At 39.6% G+C, this 21,335-nt stretch carries 18 protein-coding genes and 3 tRNA genes; 4 read left to right on the forward strand and 17 right to left on the reverse strand.

The annotated features are described in order from the left end of the window. Nucleotides 1-604: 604 nt before the first annotated feature. From lysS to C9J35_RS18365, 17 genes are all read right to left on the reverse strand, one after another. A complete protein-coding gene (lysS, locus tag C9J35_RS18285; RefSeq protein WP_201262088.1) occupies nt 605-2,107 on the reverse strand; it encodes a lysine--tRNA ligase in 1,503 nt (500 codons plus the stop codon). A gap of 257 nt (nt 2,108-2,364) precedes the next feature. Further along, nucleotides 2,365-3,405: a tRNA dihydrouridine synthase DusB gene (dusB, locus tag C9J35_RS18290; RefSeq protein WP_107925778.1), complete on the reverse strand. Its 1,041-nt coding sequence runs from the start codon at nt 3,403-3,405 to the stop codon at nt 2,365-2,367. A gap of 164 nt (nt 3,406-3,569) precedes the next feature. Then, nucleotides 3,570-4,091 (reverse strand): 2-amino-4-hydroxy-6-hydroxymethyldihydropteridine diphosphokinase, encoded by a 522-nt coding sequence (folK, locus tag C9J35_RS18295; protein WP_107925780.1) that lies wholly within the window; start codon nt 4,089-4,091, stop codon nt 3,570-3,572. Beyond that, nucleotides 4,088-4,456 carry a dihydroneopterin aldolase gene (gene folB, locus C9J35_RS18300; protein ID WP_054768436.1) on the reverse strand — a complete coding sequence of 123 codons (369 nt, stop codon included), beginning with the start codon at nt 4,454-4,456 and terminating at the stop codon, nt 4,088-4,090. Before folB ends, folK begins: the two co-directional genes overlap by 4 nt. Next, complete coding sequence (gene folP / locus C9J35_RS18305; protein ID WP_054768435.1) at nt 4,456-5,310, reverse strand: dihydropteroate synthase; 855 nt, start codon at nt 5,308-5,310, stop codon at nt 4,456-4,458. The genes folB and folP overlap by 1 nt, the downstream gene beginning before the upstream one ends. A 13-nt stretch (nt 5,311-5,323) precedes the next feature. Further along, a complete protein-coding gene (gene pabC, locus C9J35_RS18310; RefSeq protein ID WP_107925782.1) occupies nt 5,324-6,163 on the reverse strand; it encodes an aminodeoxychorismate lyase in 840 nt (279 codons plus the stop codon). After that, complete coding sequence (gene pabA / locus C9J35_RS18315; protein ID WP_107925784.1) at nt 6,164-6,745, reverse strand: aminodeoxychorismate/anthranilate synthase component II; 582 nt, start codon at nt 6,743-6,745, stop codon at nt 6,164-6,166. It lies immediately after the preceding gene. Then, complete coding sequence (locus tag C9J35_RS18320) at nt 6,742-8,121, reverse strand: anthranilate synthase component I family protein (protein WP_107925846.1); 1,380 nt, start codon at nt 8,119-8,121, stop codon at nt 6,742-6,744. Before C9J35_RS18320 ends, pabA begins: the two co-directional genes overlap by 4 nt. 158 nt (nt 8,122-8,279) lie before the next feature. Continuing rightward, nucleotides 8,280-9,209, reverse strand: a complete 930-nt coding sequence (gene cysK / locus C9J35_RS18325; protein WP_054768434.1) for a cysteine synthase A — start codon at nt 9,207-9,209, stop codon at nt 8,280-8,282. A 148-nt stretch (nt 9,210-9,357) separates the two neighbouring features. After that, on the reverse strand, nt 9,358-10,323 hold the full coding sequence (locus C9J35_RS18330; protein ID WP_107925786.1) for a peptidyl-prolyl cis-trans isomerase: 966 nt from the start codon (nt 10,321-10,323) through the stop codon (nt 9,358-9,360). Beyond that, nucleotides 10,307-11,188 carry an Hsp33 family molecular chaperone HslO gene (gene hslO / locus C9J35_RS18335; protein ID WP_107925788.1) on the reverse strand — a complete coding sequence of 294 codons (882 nt, stop codon included), beginning with the start codon at nt 11,186-11,188 and terminating at the stop codon, nt 10,307-10,309. Before hslO ends, C9J35_RS18330 begins: the two co-directional genes overlap by 17 nt. A 20-nt stretch (nt 11,189-11,208) precedes the next feature. Continuing rightward, complete coding sequence (locus C9J35_RS18340) at nt 11,209-11,976, reverse strand: type III pantothenate kinase (RefSeq protein WP_107925790.1); 768 nt, start codon at nt 11,974-11,976, stop codon at nt 11,209-11,211. 318 nt (nt 11,977-12,294) lie between these two features. Further along, nucleotides 12,295-13,128, reverse strand: a complete 834-nt coding sequence (locus C9J35_RS18345; protein ID WP_107925792.1) for an aldo/keto reductase — start codon at nt 13,126-13,128, stop codon at nt 12,295-12,297. A 126-nt stretch (nt 13,129-13,254) separates the two neighbouring features. Further along, the gene (gene ftsH / locus C9J35_RS18350; protein WP_107925794.1) at nt 13,255-15,279 is read right to left on the reverse strand and encodes an ATP-dependent zinc metalloprotease FtsH; all 2,025 of its coding nucleotides are present in this window, start codon (nt 15,277-15,279) and stop codon (nt 13,255-13,257) included. A gap of 284 nt (nt 15,280-15,563) precedes the next feature. Continuing rightward, nucleotides 15,564-16,106, reverse strand: a complete 543-nt coding sequence (gene hpt / locus C9J35_RS18355; RefSeq protein ID WP_010857043.1) for a hypoxanthine phosphoribosyltransferase — start codon at nt 16,104-16,106, stop codon at nt 15,564-15,566. Nucleotides 16,107-16,177: 71 nt separating this feature from the next. After that, complete coding sequence (tilS, locus tag C9J35_RS18360; protein ID WP_107925796.1) at nt 16,178-17,584, reverse strand: tRNA lysidine(34) synthetase TilS; 1,407 nt, start codon at nt 17,582-17,584, stop codon at nt 16,178-16,180. 25 nt (nt 17,585-17,609) lie between these two features. Beyond that, nucleotides 17,610-20,003: a SpoIIE family protein phosphatase gene (locus C9J35_RS18365; RefSeq protein WP_107925798.1), complete on the reverse strand. Its 2,394-nt coding sequence runs from the start codon at nt 20,001-20,003 to the stop codon at nt 17,610-17,612. A gap of 461 nt (nt 20,004-20,464) precedes the next feature. Between C9J35_RS18365 and C9J35_RS18370 the strand changes: the two genes are divergently transcribed. The 4 genes from C9J35_RS18370 (at nt 20,465) to C9J35_RS18385 (ending at nt 21,170) form a co-directional block, all read left to right on the forward strand. After that, nucleotides 20,465-20,539, forward strand: a tRNA-Gly gene (locus C9J35_RS18370). Between the two features lie 10 nt (nt 20,540-20,549). Next, a tRNA-Met gene (locus C9J35_RS18375) sits at nt 20,550-20,626 on the forward strand. Nucleotides 20,627-20,632: 6 nt separating this feature from the next. Continuing rightward, nucleotides 20,633-20,704 (forward strand) — tRNA-Glu (locus tag C9J35_RS18380). A gap of 214 nt (nt 20,705-20,918) precedes the next feature. After that, complete coding sequence (locus C9J35_RS18385) at nt 20,919-21,170, forward strand: hypothetical protein (RefSeq protein ID WP_107925800.1); 252 nt, start codon at nt 20,919-20,921, stop codon at nt 21,168-21,170. The last annotated feature ends 165 nt before the right edge of the window (nt 21,171-21,335 follow it).

Raw genomic sequence — 21,335 nt, forward strand, 5'->3', positions numbered from 1 at the left:
ACGCCGCCAGCGTTCGTCCTGAGCCAGGATCAAACTCTCCATAAAAGAAATTTGATTAGCTCAAATTGTTTTGCTGGCATCAATTTTGATGTCCAAAATTTTGTTTCGTTCACTAACTGAAAGTTAGCTACTAAAAACGTTATTGATTACGTTTTGCTTGTTCAGTTTTCAAGGTTCATGTTGTTGCCGTTCGTTTTCAGCAACTCTTATATCATAACATTTCTAGTTTTTGTTGTCAAGAACTTTTTTCAAAAGTTTTTCAACCTCTCAAAAAGTGACAACTCTTATATTCTATCATCACAAGACGTTGTTGTCAACCTCTTTTTTGTGATGTGATTTTAAGTAGTTTGTTATGTTTTTCTCACGTCGTCTTAACGACAAGTAATAATTTATCACGAATCATCAACCAGCGCAAGTATTTTTACTATAAAAATATCTTTTGTGATAAATCCGTCATTAGTAAGCTATTTATATACTTTTCGAGCGCCCAGACTTCTTGCTTTCGTGTTATCTGCGACATTGTTTTTTTACTATACATCTGTTTCTTATAAATCTCAATAAAAAAAGGAGACCTTTTTTATTTCGGCCTCCTTTTAATTAGACATTATTTCGTGATGTGACGCATTGTTGGGAATAATAGTACATCACGGATTGATGGTGAGTTTGTTAGAAGCATGATTAAACGGTCGATACCAATACCTAAACCACCTGTTGGCGGCATGCCATATTCCAACGCTTCTACGAAATCATTATCCATTTCGTGTGCTTCATCGTTACCAGCTTCTTTTTCAGCCAATTGCGCTTCAAAACGTTCACGTTGATCGATTGGATCGTTTAGCTCTGTGAAAGCATTGGCGTGCTCACGACGAACGATAAAGAGCTCGAAACGGTCCGTGAAACGCTCGTCCTCTGGATTCTTCTTAGCTAGAGGAGAAATTTCCACTGGGTGACCGAATACAAATGTTGGCTGTACAAGTGTCTCTTCTACTTTTTGCTCGAAAAACTCATTAATAATATGACCCACCTCATGTGATGGTTTAACTTCTACTCCGTGTTCATGAGCAAGTGACTGTGCTTGTTCTTTTGTCATAGCTTGCCAGAAGTCTACACCAGTGGCCTCTTTAACGGCATCTACCATATGGACACGTTTCCAACCTGCAGCCAGATTGATTTGATCTTCTCCATATTGAACTGTCGTCGTGCCAAGCACTTCTTGTGCCACATGGGCAATTAAGTTTTCTGTTAAAGACATAATATCTTTGTAATCTGCATATGCTTCGTATAGTTCAATCATTGTGAATTCAGGATTGTGACGTGTTGAAATTCCTTCGTTACGGAAAACACGACCAATTTCATATACTTTTTCAAGTCCACCAACGATTAAACGTTTTAGGTGTAATTCAATAGCGATACGCATATATAGTTCCATATCAAGCGCATTATGGTGTGTAATGAATGGACGAGCCGCTGCACCACCAGCAATTGTATGAAGCATTGGCGTTTCAACTTCCAAATACCCTGCAGTATCTAAATAGTTTCGAATAGCGCGAATGATTTTAGAACGTGTAATAAACGTATTTTTGCTATCTTCATTTGTCATTAAGTCTAAGTAACGTTGACGGTAACGTTGCTCTACATCCTGTAAGCCGTGGAACTTCTCTGGCATTGGACGTAATGCCTTCGTAAGGAATGTAAATCCTTCCGCTTTTACTGAAAGCTCCCCTACTTGTGTTCGGAAGACGTTACCACGAATACCTACGATATCGCCTAAGTCAGCTTGTTTAAATAATTCGTAAGCCTCTTCGCCAACGTGATCTTGCCGTACATAAATTTGAATTTGTCCACCTAAATCTTGAATATGTGCAAAGCCAGCTTTCCCTTTACCGCGCTTAGTCATAATACGACCTGCGATAATAACCTCTTGAAGGTTTTCTTCTAGCTGTTCTTTTGTTTGATCTGCAAATTGTTCTATTACTTCTGTTGATAAATGTGTTCGTTCATAACGGCTACCAAACGGATCTTGACCATTTTCACGAATAGTCGTCATTTTTTGGCGTCTCACCAAAAGCTGATCATTTAATTCTTCTATGTTTGACACTTGTTTCACTCCTTATTAAATTGTCCGCGTTTACGTCCATAATATTTCTATTGTACACAATTTTAATGCTGTATTCATCTGTTTCGGTTTAATTTCTATAAGAGCCTAAATGATTTAATAATTCAAATAATTGATATTCTCGATAAGTCTAGTGAGCTTAACTCTAAAAGTTTACATTAATTTTTTGAAAGAAGCACATATCAGTCTTCTTTTATCACTGTCATTTAAAAAGGAGGCATCTCAAATAGAGGTGCCTCCTTTTACTTTTATAGAATCATTTCTTTCGCTGTTGGTATTAGAAGATTAGACTCGCGTTCCTCATATTCCTGCACCAGTTCGTTTAATAGGGCACGAAGTGCTACAGCTGTTTCTGTTTGGTTAATAGCATTACGTGCTTTACCGTTACCACGAATACCTTTCAAGTACCATGATGCATGCTTGCGCATTTCACGTACGGCTACACTTTCACCTTTTAATTGCATAAGACGTTCGAAGTGCAGTAGACACACATCAATTTTTTCTCGTACACCTGGCTCTTCTTTTAATTCACCTGATTCCAGATACTGCACTGTACGATAAATCATCCATGGATTTCCTAAAGCAGCACGACCAATCATTACTGCGTCTACTCCAGTAGTTTCAAGCATACGCTTCGCATCTTGCGGTGTTTCCACATCGCCATTTCCTAGCACGGGAATCGAGACGTTTTCTTTTACCTGGCGAATAATGTCCCAATTCGCTTTACCTTCGTACATTTGAACACGTGTACGACCATGCACTGCTATGGCTGATGCACCAGCACGTTCTGCAGCTTGTGCGTTTTCAACAGCAAATATATGTTGGTCATCCCAACCAATTCGCATTTTTACACTAACCGGTTTTTTTACCGCATCTACAACAGCTGCTACCATCTCGTATATTTTATTTGGATCTAAAAGTAATCGAGCACCCGCTTCACATTTAATGATTTTATTAACAGGGCATCCCATATTAATATCAATAATATCCGCTGTTGTATTCTCGTCTACATACTTTGCCGCTTCTACTAATGTTGCTTTATCTCCACCAAAGATTTGCAAAGATAGGGGGTTTTCACGTTCATCGATATATAGCATGCCCAATGTTTTTTCGTTCTTTTGGACAATTCCTTTATCACTAATCATTTCAGCATATACAAGCCCTGCTCCAAATTCCTTAACTGTTAATCGGAAAGCAGAGTTACAAATTCCGGCCATTGGTGCTAAAACGACGCGGTTGTCCATGACAATATCGCCGATTTGGAATGGCTTCTCAGTTGTCTGACTCAACGTTGATTTCCTCCTTCAGTGGGTTCTCGCCCTACAATTCCTAAACTATCTATTATTAATGCTTATGTCATTATGCTTTAAATCCACTGATGGTTCCGTTTATCCTAAGGTTCACCATTGTTATCACACCGTTTATAACAAGTTTATCTAGTAGGTTATGGGATCTACTTAACGGAATACATGATATTGTGCTCTAGTGATTCTTTCCATAAAGTTACGCATTCTTTTTCACAATTCAACTGACTCAACGCTTCATGTGCTAGCTGTAATTGCTCACCGATTGGTGTAGGCGTGATTTCTATCAGTGGTACTAACACGAAAGCTCGTTCATACATTCTTGGATGTGGAACAATTAAGCTCTCTGTTTCAATATTTTCGTGATTATAGAGTAAGATGTCAAGGTCAATGATTCGAGGACCCCAACGAAATTCCCGAACACGCCCTAGTTCGTTTTCAACTGACTGGCAAACTTCCAACATTTCAGAAGAAGAATAACTCGTTTTAATATACACAGCAATATTTAAAAAATCTGCTTGATCTGTAAACCCTACAGCTGCTGTTTCATAAATAGAAGAAATACGGACAAGCTCAATTTCCTTTTTATCCATTAAAAGCTGAACTGCATGTTGAAGATTTTCATAACGTTCACCAATATTGGTACCAATTGATAAATAGACATGATTCATCGAAAATCACCTCGCGTCACTTCAACAGATACCTCTTTATAATAGCCATGTATCGGCGGATCCGGCTTAATAAGTTCAACGCGAACACCTTTTACTTTATCTGGGTATGCCTGTAGTATAGTGTTTGCAATTTTTGAGACAAGCGCTTCAATTAACTTAAAAGGTTCACCCTCTACAATATCCCGACAAATCGCATATACCTCCGCATAATTCACTGTATATACTAAATCATCCGTTTCACCAGCTCTTGTCATATCAACCGCGAGTGAGACATTAGCACGGAAGCGTTGACCAAGCGTTGTTTCCGCCGCTAACACACCATGATAGCCGTAAAACTGCATGTCCTTTAAATGAATATAATCCATTAAGCTTCCTCCTCGTATAATCGTTTACCAACTAACACGTCAGCCATATACGTAGCACGCGCCATTTCCTTCACATCGTGCACACGGATCATATGACAACCCTTTTCAATGCCGTAAACAACTGTTGCACCGGTACCTTCTAAACGCTGCTCAACTGGAAGCTTCAACACATTACCAATCATTGACTTACGCGATGTAGCCAGTAACACAGGATAACCCATTGCCACTAAATCCGCTAAATGTTGCATCATTTTAATATTTTGAGTCGTCGTTTTGGCAAAGCCAATGCCTGGATCTAAAATAATGTGGGCGTCAGGTACACCAGCCTTCTTGGCAATCGTAATACTTTCCTCTAAGTCCGCCTTGGCTGTTGCCCAAAAATCTGTGCCATAGTTCTGGTTTTCACGATTATGCATTAAAATGATAGGCACGTTTAGTTGTGCTGCCACTTGGGCGATCTCAGGCTCTGCCTTAGCACCCCAAATATCGTTAATGATATGTGCACCTGCTTCAATCGCTGCGCGTGCTACATTCGCTTTATACGTATCCACTGAAATAATTGCTGGTACTTCCGCAAGCAATGCTTGAATAACCGGTACAATGCGTGCAATTTCATCTTCATCGGAAATACGCTCATATCCAGGCCTTGTGGATTCACCACCCACATCAATAATTTTAGCTCCTTCAGCTACCATTTTCTTCGCTTGGGCGACAGCTGATGCGACGTTATTGTACATGCCTCCATCTGAAAAAGAATCAGGCGTGACATTTAAAATCCCCATAACAAACGTTTCCCTAGTATAGTCTAAAGTAATTCCGTTAATCGTTAATGGACTTTTATATTTTTCTAGCATATCGATACTCCTTTTATCCCTGTTCCAATTCCTTTACGAACGCTTCATGTAAACGCAAATAAATAGGTCCTTTGTTACCAAGTAGCTGTGCGTTCTCTATTGCACGAATTGGAACAAGCTCTTGCACGGAATTTGTAACAAAGCATTCAGTTCCTTGCACTAGCTCCTCTTTCGTAAAAAGCCCTACCTGCACTTCTATACCAAGAGACTGTGCTCGCTCTATTACCCATGTCCGTGTAATCCCAGGTAAAATGCCTGTCTCTAAGGAAGGCGTATATAGTATATCATCTTTTACCCAAAAAATATTTGACGTTACACCTTCAGCCACATAGCCAGCATCCGTTAAAAAAAAACCTTCTTGGTCAGCCAAAGATGGCATTTCAAAGCGCCCTAAAATGTTATTGCCATAATGATGTGACTTCACACGAATACCACATTCGGGTGTATTACGACGTGTTTCTAACCACTGGGCTATTTTTTCCGTTCCACGTGAGGTATCCTGTAACTCCTTACGAAAGACGATTACGTTCGGCTTCCTATACTCCGTCGGCTGTAAACCAATTCCATGATCTCCAGCTGACACATTTATACGAAAATAACCATCTTGTCCACCAGCCTGCAAATTCAATTGCTCAATTACTGTGAGTAAATCGTCCTCTGTATAGGACATATAAATACGGTATTGCGCAAGAGTTGCCTGTAACCTTTTTAAATGTGCCTCCCAACAAAATACTTTCCCGTTGTATGTGCGAAACGTCTCAAAAAAACCAAGCCCATATAAAAATCCGTGATCAAGTGGGGAAATTCGTAAGTCCTTTGCAGCAATATAGTCTCCATTCATCCAACACAGCATCTATTTTACTCCCTCTACGTACAGTGCTATAAAATGGCGTAGCAGTTTTTTTCCCTGCTCAGTCATAATAGATTCAGGATGATATTGAACCCCTTCAATTGCATACTCCTTATGACGAATACCCATAATTTCACCTTCTGTTGTCCACGCCGTCACTTCAAAGCATTCTGGTAATGTTTCCTTCTCTACAATAAGCGAGTGATAACGAGTTGCTTGAAATGGATTCGGCATACCTGTATGAAGGCCAAGCTCAGCATGCAATACAGGAGACGTTTTGCCATGCATTAATCGCTCAGCACCGATAACATTGCCACCAAAAACTTGTGCAATTGCTTGATGACCCAGACAAACCCCTAAAATCGGGATATTTCCCGCGAAATATTTGATGATATTTAAGCTTTCTCCAGCTTCATCTGGACTACCTGGTCCCGGGGAAATAACAATCATATCAGGGGCAAGCTGTTCAATCTCTTCCACCGTTAACACATCATTTCGCTTGACGATTAGTTCATGCCCAAACTCTCCAAAATACTGTACAAGGTTATACGTAAAAGAATCATAGTTATCAATCATTAAAATCATTTTGCTCGCTCCTCTGCCATCGCCTTTGCCTGCCACATCGCTTTCGCCTTATTTAAAGACTCTTGGTACTCCCTTTCTGGGATAGAATCAATTACTATACCCGCACCTGCTTGAATATGGGCTACACCGTCTTGGATAAAGGCTGTTCGTATCACAATATTAAACTCCATATCACCTGTATAGCCTAGCCAGCCAATCGACCCTGTATATAATCCTCGACGCACCGGCTCTAATTCCTCAATTATTTCCATCGTACGTATTTTAGGTGCCCCTGTAATGGTGCCACCCGGGAACATGGCACGAACTACATCAGCATTAGTTTTGCCATCAGCTATTTCACCCCGAACATTAGAAACAATATGCATAACATGTGAATAGCGTTCAATAACCATGAACTCATCTACCTCAACAGTTCCATAGGCTGCTACTCGTCCTAAATCATTACGTTCTAAATCGACAAGCATCACATGCTCAGCGCGTTCCTTCTCGTTATCAATTAATTCCTGTGCCAATGCTAAGTCTTGCTCTTGTGATTTACCTCTTGGGCGCGTTCCTGCGATTGGGCGCGTTGATAATTCTTTTCCGTGGCGTTTCACTAGCAGCTCTGGTGAACCGGATACAACAGCAAAATCAGCCCCTGCAATGTAAGCCATATAAGGTGAAGGATTAAATGCACGTAATGCCTCATATACATCCATAGCTGTAGCATTTAATTTTTTTGATTGACGTACAGACAAATTCACCTGAAATACATCGCCCTGTGCGATGTATGTTTGGATTTTGCTTACTGCCGTTTCAAAATCAGTCCCTGCAAAAGACACCAGTAGTTCACTCTCATCGTTCACAACCTCTACTGCACCGGCCTTTTCAAACTTGCGTGCAGCAAAACCTTCTTGTGCCGCTACCTGCCATGCATGTGCACGCTCCTCCAAATTCACATCACTACCTTCTAGCTGCATAAGGGTAACACTGTTTGTAGTTACATCATGTACTGCCCAGCAATCAAAAATATAAAAGTATATGTCTGGCACAGCCAAATCATCTGCCGCTATATCAGGCAACACTTCGATTTTGCGTGCATAATCATAAGAAACGAAACCAATTGCTCCCCCCTGAAAAACAGGGAGCTTAACATTATAAGGAATTTGATAGCTAGCTACTAATTCTTCTAGTAAAGTAAGAGGTTCACCGTATAAAACTTCGTTATTTCCATTTCTCCATCTTACTTGCAAGCCATTTTCAATCGACTGTACTGTTGCTAATGGTTGCCAAGCAGCGATGCTAAAATGTCCTCCACGCCCACTCTCTAAAAAAACATGTGCCTGCTGTTCTTCCGTTTGCTTTTTATAGCTATAAAAAAATGCGTCTGCATCCATCGTCAATGTTGTCGTATGTAATGTACTCACGTTGCAACTCCCCTTTAAATCATATGATGTGATTCCATCTTAACGTGAAATATGCAAGAGAAGCTAATTTTTTTTGCTAAATGAAAAACGAGACTCCAATTAATGGAGTCTCGTGATAAAAAGTGAGATTAGTCTTCGAATTGATATAAAGGAGTTGATAAGTAACGTTCACCGTTTGAAGGAACGATTGCAAGGACGTTTGAACCTTTTCCTAAACGTTTAGCCGTTTCAACAGCAGCGTAGATAGCTGCACCTGAAGATATACCACATAAGATACCTTCTTCACGAGCTACTTTGCGAGCTACATCAAAAGCAATTTCGTTTTCTACAGGAAATACTGAAGAATAAACATCTGTATCTAATACTTCAGGTACGAAGCCAGCACCAATTCCTTGGATTTTGTGTGGACCCGGTTGTCCGCCTGATAGCACTGGAGAATCCTTTGGTTCAACGGCAATAATTTCGATGTCTGGGTATTTTTCTTTTAATACGTCGCCAGCACCTGTGATTGTACCACCTGTACCAACACCCGCTACAAATGCATCCAATTTTAAACCTTCGAATGCTTCTACGATTTCAGGACCTGTTGTTAAACGGTGAACAACAGCATTTGCTGGGTTTGTGAATTGTTGTGGGAGGAAGTAGCCATGCTCAGCTGATAATTCTTCTGCTTTTGCAATTGCCCCTTTCATTCCTGCTGGCCCTGGTGTTAACACAAGGTCTGCACCATAAGCACGCAATAAATTACGACGCTCTAAACTCATAGTCTCTGGCATAACTAGAATCGCTTTATAGCCTTTTGCCGCAGCGATCATTGCTAAACCAATCCCTGTATTACCTGAAGTTGGTTCAATAATCGTGCCACCAGCTTTTAAAGTACCATCTTTTTCAGCAGCTTCGATCATTGCTAAAGCTAAACGGTCTTTTACTGAACTACCTGGGTTAAAATATTCTAATTTTACGTATACTGTACCTTCATTTTCACTTGTTGCATGATTTAATTTTACGATTGGCGTTTTACCAACTAATTCAGCTATTGAGTTTGCTAATTTACTCATTAATTATTCCACTCCCAATCCCTACTACTTTTATAGGTTTTACTTATTTTGTATTTTATCAAGTTTTCCATTCGATTGTCAATAAATAAAACTTATATTTTCAGAAAATTTGTTAGAAGCCAGAAAGTATGCTCTTTCTGGCTTCTCATCATTTCTTTTCTTCTCCATAATACCAAGTTGCTTTAAATTCTGACCAAAATGCTTCTGGTGTCATAGACTGTGGTAATTGCTCTAGTGCAAGCTCACGTTCAATATGTTCTTTCACATCGTCATATGTAAAGGATTGACCCTCTATTACTTCCTGCACTTGCACAATCCCATAGTGACCATTATCTAGCTTAAATACCTTACTAACCTCTTTAGCTGATAATGCTTTAGCCGCCTTCAGTATTGCAGGCTCGATATTGTCCTGTTTGTCTGTTAAAAAGCCAATATCTCCACCTAAACTTGCGGATGCACTATCAACTGAAATTTCACGGGCTAGCACTGAAAAGTCAGAACCACTTTTCAGTTCACTTAAGGCTTCCTCAGCTGCTTTCTTGGACTCTACTTCGATAAAATTTGTACGATAGCTTGTGTCAATATTGTAAAGGGCCTTATTTTCCTCATAGTATTTTTCTATACTATCATCTTTAACGACCACATCTTTTGTAAGTACTTTATCTAAAATAAGCTGTGAACGTATTTTTTGTCGTAGTTGTTCCGCTGAGAGGTTTTGCATGGCCGTATCGAATTTATCTTGAGCTGAACGCATTAAAGCAAGCTCTAAATCAATTTCTTTATCAGATACCTTAATTTTAAATTTTTTCGCTGCCTTTTCCATGACGGATTCATTGACTAAATTTTGTAATGTCTCCTTGCCATAACGTTCTTCCATAGCAATCATCCACTCTTGGCGTGTTATAACATCACCATCAATGGTAGCGACTTGTTCGTCGCTACCAATTTCCTGAGCTTTATTGGGAATCATCCATGCAATAAACCATATAATATTTCCAAATAACAAAATAGCTAATACTATTAAAACCGGTTTCGTCTTTAAACGACGTTGCGATAAGGGCGTTTGGTTGGTTGTTGTAGATGCAAGAGGACGTCGATTACGCGTTGAGCTCATCGATGAACCCTTCTAACTCTTCTTTTGAAAAATGATATGTTTCTAAACAGAAATGACATTGTGCTTCTGCCTCGCCATCTTCATCAATCATTTCTCGAATTTCCGCTGACCCTAATCCTAAAATTGCTGCACCAAATCGCTCTTTTGAACATTGACACTTAAATTCAACCGGCATTGAATCTAAAATTTGGACATGATCTTTCCCTAAAACAGCTTCTAAAATTTGTTCGGGTGAGTAGCCTTTTTCAATCATTTTTGAAACAGGCTCTATAGTCGCTAGATGCTGCTCAATTTCATTAATCGTTTCTTCTTCACAGCCTGGCATTAGCTGAAGAATAAAACCACCTGCTGCAAGAATCGTGTTATCTGGATTAACTAATACACCCAAGCCTACTGATGAAGGCACCTGTTCAGAAGTAGCGAAATAGTAAGTAAAGTCTTCAGCAATTTCACCTGAAACGATAGGGGTTTGTCCAGAAAACATATCACGTAGGCCAAGATCTTTTACGACCGTTAATGCACCCTCTGTCCCAACACCTGCACGTACATCTAACTTTCCTTGTTCGTTCAAATCAAAATGCACATGAGGATTTGTCACAAAACCGCGAACTTCACCCTTGGCGTTACTATCAATTACTATAGGACCGATTGGACCATCACCTTCAATTTTAATGGTGATTTTTTCTTCACCTTTTAGCATAGCTCCCATCATTACACCAGCCGTCATGGAACGACCAAGAGCGGCAGATACGACCGGCCATGTATTATGACGACGTTGTGCCTCGCCCACTGTTGCTGTTGTACAGGCTGCAAAGACACGCACCTGCCCATTAAACCCTAAACCTCTAACTAAATAATCTTTCATAGATGATAGTCCCTCATTTCTTAGTAATTGCGTTTATATAGCTTATATAAACCTTTTAATGTTAAAAACGGATCGACTACATCGATAGCTTGCGTCTCCCCAGCAATTAAATTTGCTAAACCACCCGTCGCAATAACAAGCGGCTCTTCCTTACTTTGTGTCTTCATGCGGTTAACGATGCCCTCAACTTGCCCAACAAAGCCATAAAAAATTCCGGCTTGCATGGCAGAAACAGTAGTTTTCCCAACAATATGTGTAGGCTGCATTATTTCAATACGTGGTAATCTTGCTGCCTGCGTATACAACGCTTCTGTGGAAATAGTAATACCTGGGGCTATCGCGCCACCCATATAGTCACCTTTTTCATTCAAATAACAAAAAGTTGTCGCCGTACCGAAATCAACAATAATGAGCGGTGTCTGATAAGTATCCAGTGCTGCAATTGCATTAACAATGCGATCTGAGCCAACCTCTCGTGGATTTTCGTACTTAATATTTAAGCCTGTTTTTACACCTGGGCCAACAACAAGTGGTTTTTTTTGAAAGTACTTTTTACACATCGCTTCTAATGAAAACATAATAGGCGGCACGACCGAGGATATAATAATGCCCGTAATTTGTTCAAATGAAATGCCTGCATGATTAAAAAAGGCCTGTACTTGCATTGCGTACTCATCTTCAGTTTTATGAAGATCAGTAACCATTCGCCAATGGAATGCTAGTTGTTCGTTGGTATCATAGACACCTAATACTATATTTGAATTTCCTGCATCTAATACTAAAATCATGCCTGAAGCCTCCATATCTACTACACCTCGATGAGAATTCCCTGTCTGCATTCAGTCCAAATAAACAGCTTGTTTGGACATTGTTATGCGCAAAGACAATCAATGCTATTCAAAATCTGCCACATCCGCCAGAATGTCTATTGCATAGACAAATAACAAAAAGTTGAAATATCTCGGCACAATTGAAAAGCGAGATTTCTACTGAATAAAGTTACAACTCTTTAGAAAATGATACCATAATTTTAAACGAAGGAAATAGCATTCATGCTCATGTTAAAAGGAGCAAACCTACATGAATGGAAGGTTGCTCCTTGAACATTATTTAAAATCAAATTTTTCTGGGTCTGGACCACAGCGTAAGCCGTCGTTCAATGCATCCAGCTTCGCCATTTCTTCATCAGTAAGTGCAAAATCAAAGACACTTAAATTTTCTGTCATACGGCTAGGTGTCATTGTTTTTGGAATTGTCACGATACCATGTTGAATATCATAGCGTAAAACAATTTGCGCAGGTGTTTTACTATATTTTGCAGCTAACGCTTGAATCAAAGCCTCTTCTAACAAGGCACCATTCATCAGCGGTGACCATGCCTCAACTTGAATACCGTGTTCCTTACAATACGATCGCACTTCTTCTTGCGTTAAATGCGGATGGAATTCAATTTGATTGATAACAGGGATAACCGTTGTCTCTTGCAATAAATTTTCTAGATGATGCACATGAAAGTTACTTACACCAATTGAGCGCACACGGCCATCTTGATATATTTTTTCTAGCGCCTTATATGCTTCGACATGGTTTTTATCTATACCTGGCCAATGGATTAAATAAAGGTCCAAATATTCTAACCCTAATTTTTCAAGACTACGATTATAGGCTGTAAGAGTCTCTTCATAGGAAAGCTTGTCATTCCATACCTTTGATGTTACAAATAGTTCTTCGCGTGTTACTAATCCTTCAGCAATCGCTGCGCGAATTCCTTGCCCAACACTTTCTTCGTTGCGATAAATTTGCGCCGTATCAATGCTACGGTATCCTCTAGCAATGGCTGTTTTCACGGCCTCCGCCAAATCCTCACCTTCAGGCACACGAAATACTCCATAGCCAATTAACGGCATTTCAAGGCCATTATTCAATGTTACGTTTCCCATGTTTAACACTCCTATCCAATGTATTATGCAAAATGCATAATACATTATCTATATCCTAATGCTTTATGCTAAAAAAAGGCAAAGAAAAAGACTGTTTACGAAATTCGTAAACAGTCCACTACGTCATTAATCACGCTTTTCATCGAAACCTTTTGGTGTATCTTGTTGCTCACCATCATCTTTTGGTAAATCAGCCGTTGTTGGACTTGGCTCATCACTTAACAACTCTTTTTTAAGAATTGGTTGTTGACCAACCTTTTCTAGCATCGGCTGAGCCTCAGCTTTTGGTGCGTCAAGTTTCTCTACAACCTCTGGTTCTGGTAAAACGCCGTGGTCACGTAAATGCTCAATTTCTTGCGCGTTCAATGTTTCTTTGTCCATCAATGTTGTCGCAATTAAATCAAGTAAATTACGATTTTCCGTTAAAATACGTTTTGTACGCTCATACTGCGTATCGATTATTTTTTGCATTTCTTTATCAATTTCATAGGCAACCGAATCTGAATAGTTTTGATCAGAATTAAAGTCACGACCTAAGAATACATTGCCACCCTGACTTGAACCAAATTGCATTGCGCCAAGATTCTCACTCATACCATATTCAGTAACCATAGCACGTGCTATGCTTGTTACTTTTTGGAAGTCATTATGTGCACCAGTAGATACTTCGCCAAGCACAATTTCCTCAGCTACTCGACCACCAAGAAGCCCAGCAATACGATCTAATAGCTCTTGTTTTGTCGTGAAGAAACGTTCTTCCTTCGGTAACATAATTGCATAACCACCCGCTTGACCACGAGGAACAATTGTTACTTTGTGTACTGTATCCGCTTCATCAAGTTCTAGACCAACAACAACATGCCCCGCTTCATGGAAGGAAACAAGTTTTTTCTCTTTAGCAGAGTACACACGGCTCGCTTTCGCTGGACCCGCGATTACGCGGTCAGACGCCTCATCGATATCTGCCATATTTATGGAACGTTTACTTTTACGTGCCGCTACAAGCGCCGCTTCGTTCAATAAGTTTTCTAAGTCCGCACCTGAGAAACCAGGTGTACGTTGTGCTACAGCACCTAAATCAACTGAATCTGCTAAAGGTTTATTGCGTGCATGCACTTTTAGAATCGCTTCACGACCTTTTACATCAGGGTGTCCTACTGTAATTTGACGGTCAAAACGACCAGGACGTAATAAGGCTTTATCTAAAATATCTGGACGGTTTGTTGCAGCGATAATAATAATACCTTCATTTGCACCGAAGCCATCCATTTCAACTAACAATTGGTTCAATGTTTGTTCACGTTCATCGTGACCGCCACCTAGACCTGCGCCACGTTGGCGACCAACCGCATCAATTTCATCGATGAAAATGATACATGGTGCATTTTTCTTCGCGTTTTCAAATAAGTCACGAACACGTGATGCACCGACACCGACAAACATTTCTACGAAGTCAGAACCTGAAATCGAGAAGAATGGAACACCCGCTTCGCCCGCTACCGCACGAGCAAGTAATGTTTTACCTGTACCTGGAGGACCTACGAGTAAGATACCTTTTGGAATACGTGCGCCGATTTCAGTGAATTTGCGGTGATCCTTTAAGAAATCAACAACCTCTACAAGTTCCGCTTTCTCTTCATCTGCACCCGCTACATCTGTAAAACGAACTTTTTTCTTTTGATCATCATAAAGTTTAGCTTTACTTTTACCAAAGCTCATTACTTTATTGCCTCCACCTTGAGATTGACTCATTAGGAAGAAGAATAAGAAGATGATGATGATGAATGGGATAATTCCTGTGAAAAACTGTACCCATCCGCTAGTTTCTGGCGCTTTTAAAAATTCAATATTGCTATTTTTATCTTTCGCAGCAGCATCGATTCGATCCATTAACGATTGATTTTCACGTGGTAGGTTCACTGTAAAACTGTCGCCTTTTTCATAGCCTTTCATTGAACCTTCAACGATATAAACTGATTTATCAGGTTGAATTTTTGCTTCTGTAATTTCATTCTTATCAAGAGCCTCTAAAAACTCTGGATAAGTAATTTCTTTCGTAGGTGATTTTCCACCATTGAAAGTACCAAATATACCGATAATCACTAAGAAAATCAGTAAATAAAATATGGTATATCGAAATATTCGATTCATCTCCAGCCTCCTCATTACAAACAGAAAAATTATAAGTAAAATCTTAACATATCATGATTTCATCATACAACGAAAAGCCTTACTTAAAAAAAGTTTCGTTCGATTTTTGTCAAAATCTAAACATATTTATTTGTAGCAAATTACGTTCCAGCTTAATTGTACCTAGCACTTTTCATTCGGTACAGTTAAACAATGTGTCCAGATTTCGAATTGACTGTACTTGCACAACTCAAAACCTATAACATCCGCTGGAGGCTTTAATTTTATACAGCTAGCAGTTGATATTAAAAAGAGTAGACTGCTGGCTTTAAAATACCGATATACGGTAAGTTTCGATACTTCTCTGCATAGTCTAAACCATAACCAACAACAAATCCATCTGGGACCTTAAAACCAACATAATCAGCAGATAAGTTCACTTTACGACCCGATGGTTTATCTAGCAGTGTTACGATTTTAATGGATTTTGCCTTACGGTACTTAAATAAGTCAACTAGGTAACTCAAAGTTAAACCGCTATCAATAATGTCTTCGATAATTAATACATCACGTCCCTCAACGCTTGTATTTAAGTCCTTTAAGATTTTCACTTCACCAGATGACACCGTAGCATTACCATAACTTGAGACATCCATAAAATCTAGCTCGATGAACGAATCGAAGCGCTTCATCAAGTCAGTCATAAATGGCATCGCACCTTTAAGTACACCAACAGCTAACGGGAATGAATCTTGGTATTCCTCTGTCAATTGAGCACCTAACTCAGCAATTCTTTCTTGCAATTGTTCTTCTGTAATCATAATTTTTTCAATGTCATTTTGTAACATATCGATTCCTCCTCGTGTGTATCAAAAATTTTCAACCTTAAAGATAAAGGTGAAATATTTTACAAAGACCATTAGTCTACGATGAGCACTGTATCATCGTTTGGCCGTGCAGTGGTGGAAAAGAAAATCCCCATACGCACACCAATTACCGCTACGACCTCATCAGATTGAGTAATCAGTAACGGCCAGCTATTTCGCTCATTTAAAGGAATCTTTTCATCTATAAAAAGGCGAGATAAGCGTTTTGGCTGATCCATTCCTTTTAACAGCATTCGGTCTCCTTCCTTACGTGCCCTAATATAGAGCGGAAGTGTAAGTTTGCTAGCGTCAAAATAAAAAAGTTGGGCAGTATCCGTCAACAATTCAGTTGATAGTTCAGTCAGCTTAACTAAGCGAAGGCGCACACCCTTTGTCACTGTTATCCATCCATTGGCAGTTGAAATTATTGGATTCTCAGCAGATGTTGGACCTTCGCATAATTCTTTCTTGTGAATCGTCAATTTTCCGTAACTGCGAACTGCTATTAAACCTTCTGGCAAGTGAACTTCAGCATAACCCGCTGTCGCATCACATAGCTTTAAAAGCGAAGTTAATAAAGCATAACTTTGTATTGTATTTGAATCTTTGTAAAGATAGTTTAATAGTATTAAAATGAGTCTCCTTTGTAAAGCAACTGGTACCAATTGAAATTCTTCAATTTCCATACTATACAAATTTCTGTTGTTTCTTGTCATAATCTTTGAAAATGTGTCTTGTGCCAGTGTCATTAAGAATGCATCATCTTCTTGTAAATGCTGTGTAAAACGGCTCACCTGCTCTGCTACTCGTGGATTTTCCAGTTCCAATAAGGGTACAACGTGGTGTCTAAAACGATTTCGTACATAATCGTCTTTATTGTTGCTAGCATCTTCCCTATAATCTAAGCCTAGCTTCTGTAAATATTCCCTTATTTCGGTCTTTGTAACCGTTAAAAACGGACGAATTAATGATTTTCCCTCAAAAAAACGCTGTGGGCGAATACCTTGCATACTATTCATCGTTGCATTTTTCGTCAGGCCCATTAATACTGATTCCAGTTGGTCGTCCGCATGATGTGCAGTTACAAGCTTGGTTGCCATCGTTTTTTGCATGATTTCTCCAAAATAACGATATCGCTCTCTGCGACAAATAAGTTGTGAGTTGCCATTTTCCAAAGCCTTTATTTCGGGAATCGGGATGGCAGTTGCGTGCAAGTTAATGCCATATTTGTTGCAATATCGCTGTACAAAAGCTCTATCCTCCGCGGATGCCTCTCCTCTCAGCATGTGATCGACATGCACAGCTTCTATCCGAATTCCCCATTGATCTTTTGTTGTTACAAAATAATGGAGCAATGCCATTGAGTCTACTCCGCCCGAAACGGCGACGAGAAGATGGTCGTCTTGCTGTAATAATTGCTCTTCTTCAATAAATTGTTTGACCTTTAATTCAAATGACAAACGCTTCTCCTCCCCTTTTCGTTTTTTATGATGACTTACTCATGGAGTATTGAACTGGTCTAAACACCGCCCAAGTTGGAACAACATGTGTCACTTCTAACATCAAAACTGTACAATCATCCTCTATCTCATAATAAGCTTGGAAAGACTGCATGATTGTTGTTAACTTTTCTTGTATCGATTTATTTGTGCCAGCTACCTGTTGTGCTTGCGCTAAAAATGCCTCTTCCTGTTCATCCCAATCAGCAACACTTGAAAACAAGCCATCTGAATGCATGAGAATAACATCCCCCGCCTTCAGCTTTCTTTTTTCAGCTTCGACCGCTGATATAGACAAGAATCCGACTGGTGCAGCATTACTTTCAACCTTCAACACCTCTTTGCCACGTAAGATATACGTAGACATCCCGCCAGCCTTCCATGACCATAAATCACCATGTTGCAAGTCAACCAGAGCAAAATCAAGAGTTGCATACATATCGTTTTGCTGCTTCAGTGACATTACATAGTGCAAAGTATGCATAGCCGTCTCTGGGTTCATATTGAAATTCAAGCACTCTCGCATCATGTGAATCAGTTTCCTACTCTCATGTTGAGCTTCTTTACTCTGTCCCATACCATCCGACAATAAAATGGCAAAGAGCCCAGGGTGTAATTGAAATAGGGCATGAGAGTCGCCAGAATACAATGTCGCATCTTTTGACATACTATATATATCATACTCTACTTCGAAGCTAATAGCAGACCTAAAGCTAACTTGAATGTGGCGAAATGGTACATCACACGCGACTACTTTCTCAATTTCAAAAGGTTCATCGAAAATTTCATATAATATTGGCAAAATCATCCTTTCCGCTAATGTCGTATCATCCTCCCAATTGACTCGCGCAGGAGCTAGCGCACAAACAATTTTTCGCGCACCCGCCTTATTACTTAACACATCTAACTGAAAACACTCGATATGTGCATCCTTCAAACGCTGAACTATATCCTTTTCCACACTTACGAAAGAAATAGTTTCCTCCTTCATTTCCGCAATTAGTTGATTTAGATGATTGCTCATATCCCGTAATTGCAGTGCAATCATCTTCTTGCCGTGAAAATACTGTCCATTTATACGTTCTCTGTACAACTCTGTATCTAGCTCTTCGAAAATTTTCGTCGATTTCACACATCTATAACGTATTTGGTCTTCTACACGGTGAATGGAGGATTCCTTTCCCACACCCTTCATATGAAACCAATCTGTCATAAGCTTGTCCATACCATTATTTTGTGCTCCCCAGCACCTATCATAACGAAAACAGCTTAAACATGTATTCATCGGTGCAACCTCTTCTTTCGTAGCCACAGGTGCCGTCATAAACCGCTCAAATACCAGTTCTTTCATGAAATGCACAAAGTGTTGGAAATGCTCTAACTTAAACGTAACATGCTCTGTCAACCAATGCTGACGTGCCAACAATATTTCTTCACGTTGTGGAAACAGCTTGTCCCTCACCTTATCCGAATAGCTTTTCGGAATGACTAAGAAAACAATACTGCCGATAACAATTGATGTAAAATACACGCTATCTAACGGCAATGTTGCATCGTAAAATAAAAAAAACACACTCGGCATAATACTGCCAATGGTCACACCAAATCGCCCTGCTCTTGCTCCCATACCTGCGCATAGTCCGGTTAATGTTGCAACAGATAGCATACCTGTAAACGAAAGCTTCGCAACACCTATTAGTGTTCCAAGTACCGCGCCGATTACCGTCGCTAATGGCACACTTCCAACCAGGGCCCCAAAGCAAATAAGTAGCTGCAATAAAAAGATTGGCAATGAAAAATAGCTTATAACCACTGCCTGCATCCCTGTAAGCATGGCGGCAAATACCACTAACCCTGAGCCAAGCTTTTCATATGTCCAATGGCTTGTAAACCACTCATAGGAGTTTACAAATAAAACCTGCATAAATAACGTCATAATAAGGGCTAAGGCTGCTTCACACCCCACATAAAACTGGACAAGTACTGGTGGTAAGCCTTGATGCATGACCCCCTGCCACAGAATTTGGACAAGTACTACGGCCAGTGAAACGGCAATACTCTGTGGCAATCGCCAATAGCGAAAACGCATGATGCATTCATACATAACGATTTGCAGTGCCAAAATGACAACCTGTCCAAAACCAAGAAAAAAACAACCTATTAAGCTTCCAACTAACACAAACTTGGCATATTCTTTATACTTACCACGAATAATTGCCCAAAAAGGAACGGAGAAAGGTACAGCTGCTTCAAACACAACAGACTGAGCTAAAAAAAAGGATGTTAAAAAAAATAGAGAGCCTATTAGTAATTGTCTTTTTTTCGCCCCTAATTTTTGGTCTTCTACATTCTCTGTTTCATACCATTCAACACTTGTCATTTCTATATCCCCTTTCTACACTTTTGGTTATTATAAGAAATTATGTGTGGAAAGATTGTCTGACGATGACAGAAAAAAATATAAAAATTTCGACGAATACATGTGCATAAATACGAGAATTGGCAGCAACTACTATAAAAACTGTTAGATTCATACTATCAGTAGCTTTCTGCGCCGCAAGGGCTAGAAAATTTACGAGATAAAAACAAATACCTACAAAAATTGAGCAAATTTTATAAATTTAAAGTGTTCAAATAACAACCATATTACTTATCTTCCCATCTGGTGCAATACAATCTTTTTTTCATTATGTAAATCTGTTTCATCATTTATCATCGCATAGTTCTAAATGAATTTATTTATTTTTCATATATCGCTTATTTTTATTAACTTCTTTTACAAATCTTCTTGACACTTATAATAATTGTTTGTATTATTTAACTTGTCCTCTAAAGAGGTATGCGGAAGTAGTTCAGTGGTAGAACACCACCTTGCCAAGGTGGGGGTCGCGAGTTCGAACCTCGTCTTCCGCTCCATCAATATTTTGGCGGCCTAGCTCAGCTGGCTAGAGCGTACGGTTCATACCCGTAAGGTCGGGGGTTCGATCCCCTCGGCCGCCACCATAAGTAGGCCCCTTGGTCAAGCGGTTAAGACACCGCCCTTTCACGGCGGTAACACGGGTTCGAATCCCGTAGGGGTCATCATATGCAAAAAAAGCGTCTCAGGAGTACTTCTGAGACGCTTTTTCTATGAAAATACAGCGTATGTTGTCAACTAAGTATGACCATCATCTGTTGCGAAGCTGGCTCGACAAATAAAAATGACAATCAGATTACTTCATTTTTTGTTATGCTATTAGGCAAACATTATGGCATACTTAGAATAAAATGCACTTGCTTGGGAGGTTAACTTTCGTTGAGTTCATTAACAAAAGCCGCTTTAATTTGTGGGAGTGGCTCGATGATTATTCTTGTATCAATCCTCATTAATTTGCCATTTGTTGTACAAATATTTTTATTGCTCACTGGTCTAGTTATAAGCATATATGGCGTATTTTTACTTGCAAAAATGGTTGTCCATCCACCTGAGAAACTGGCAAAAGATTCTATCGAACAACCAACTGGGCCAGCACCTAAAAAGAAAAAAGGGCCAACATCCACACGATAAAGTGTCGTACAACGGCAACATAATATGTACTACAAGTCACGTAACTTCAATTTATAAGTAAATTGAATTACGTGTTTTTTTATCGTGCCTTAAAAAGCTCATGTTCACGAGTCAACAACCCGTCAGCTACTTTTTGAAAAACCAAAACAAAAAGGGATCAGCCTT

Origin of the sequence: Lysinibacillus parviboronicapiens (assembly GCF_003049575.1) — a bacterium.
Lineage (GTDB): Bacteria > Bacillota > Bacilli > Bacillales_A > Planococcaceae > Lysinibacillus > Lysinibacillus parviboronicapiens.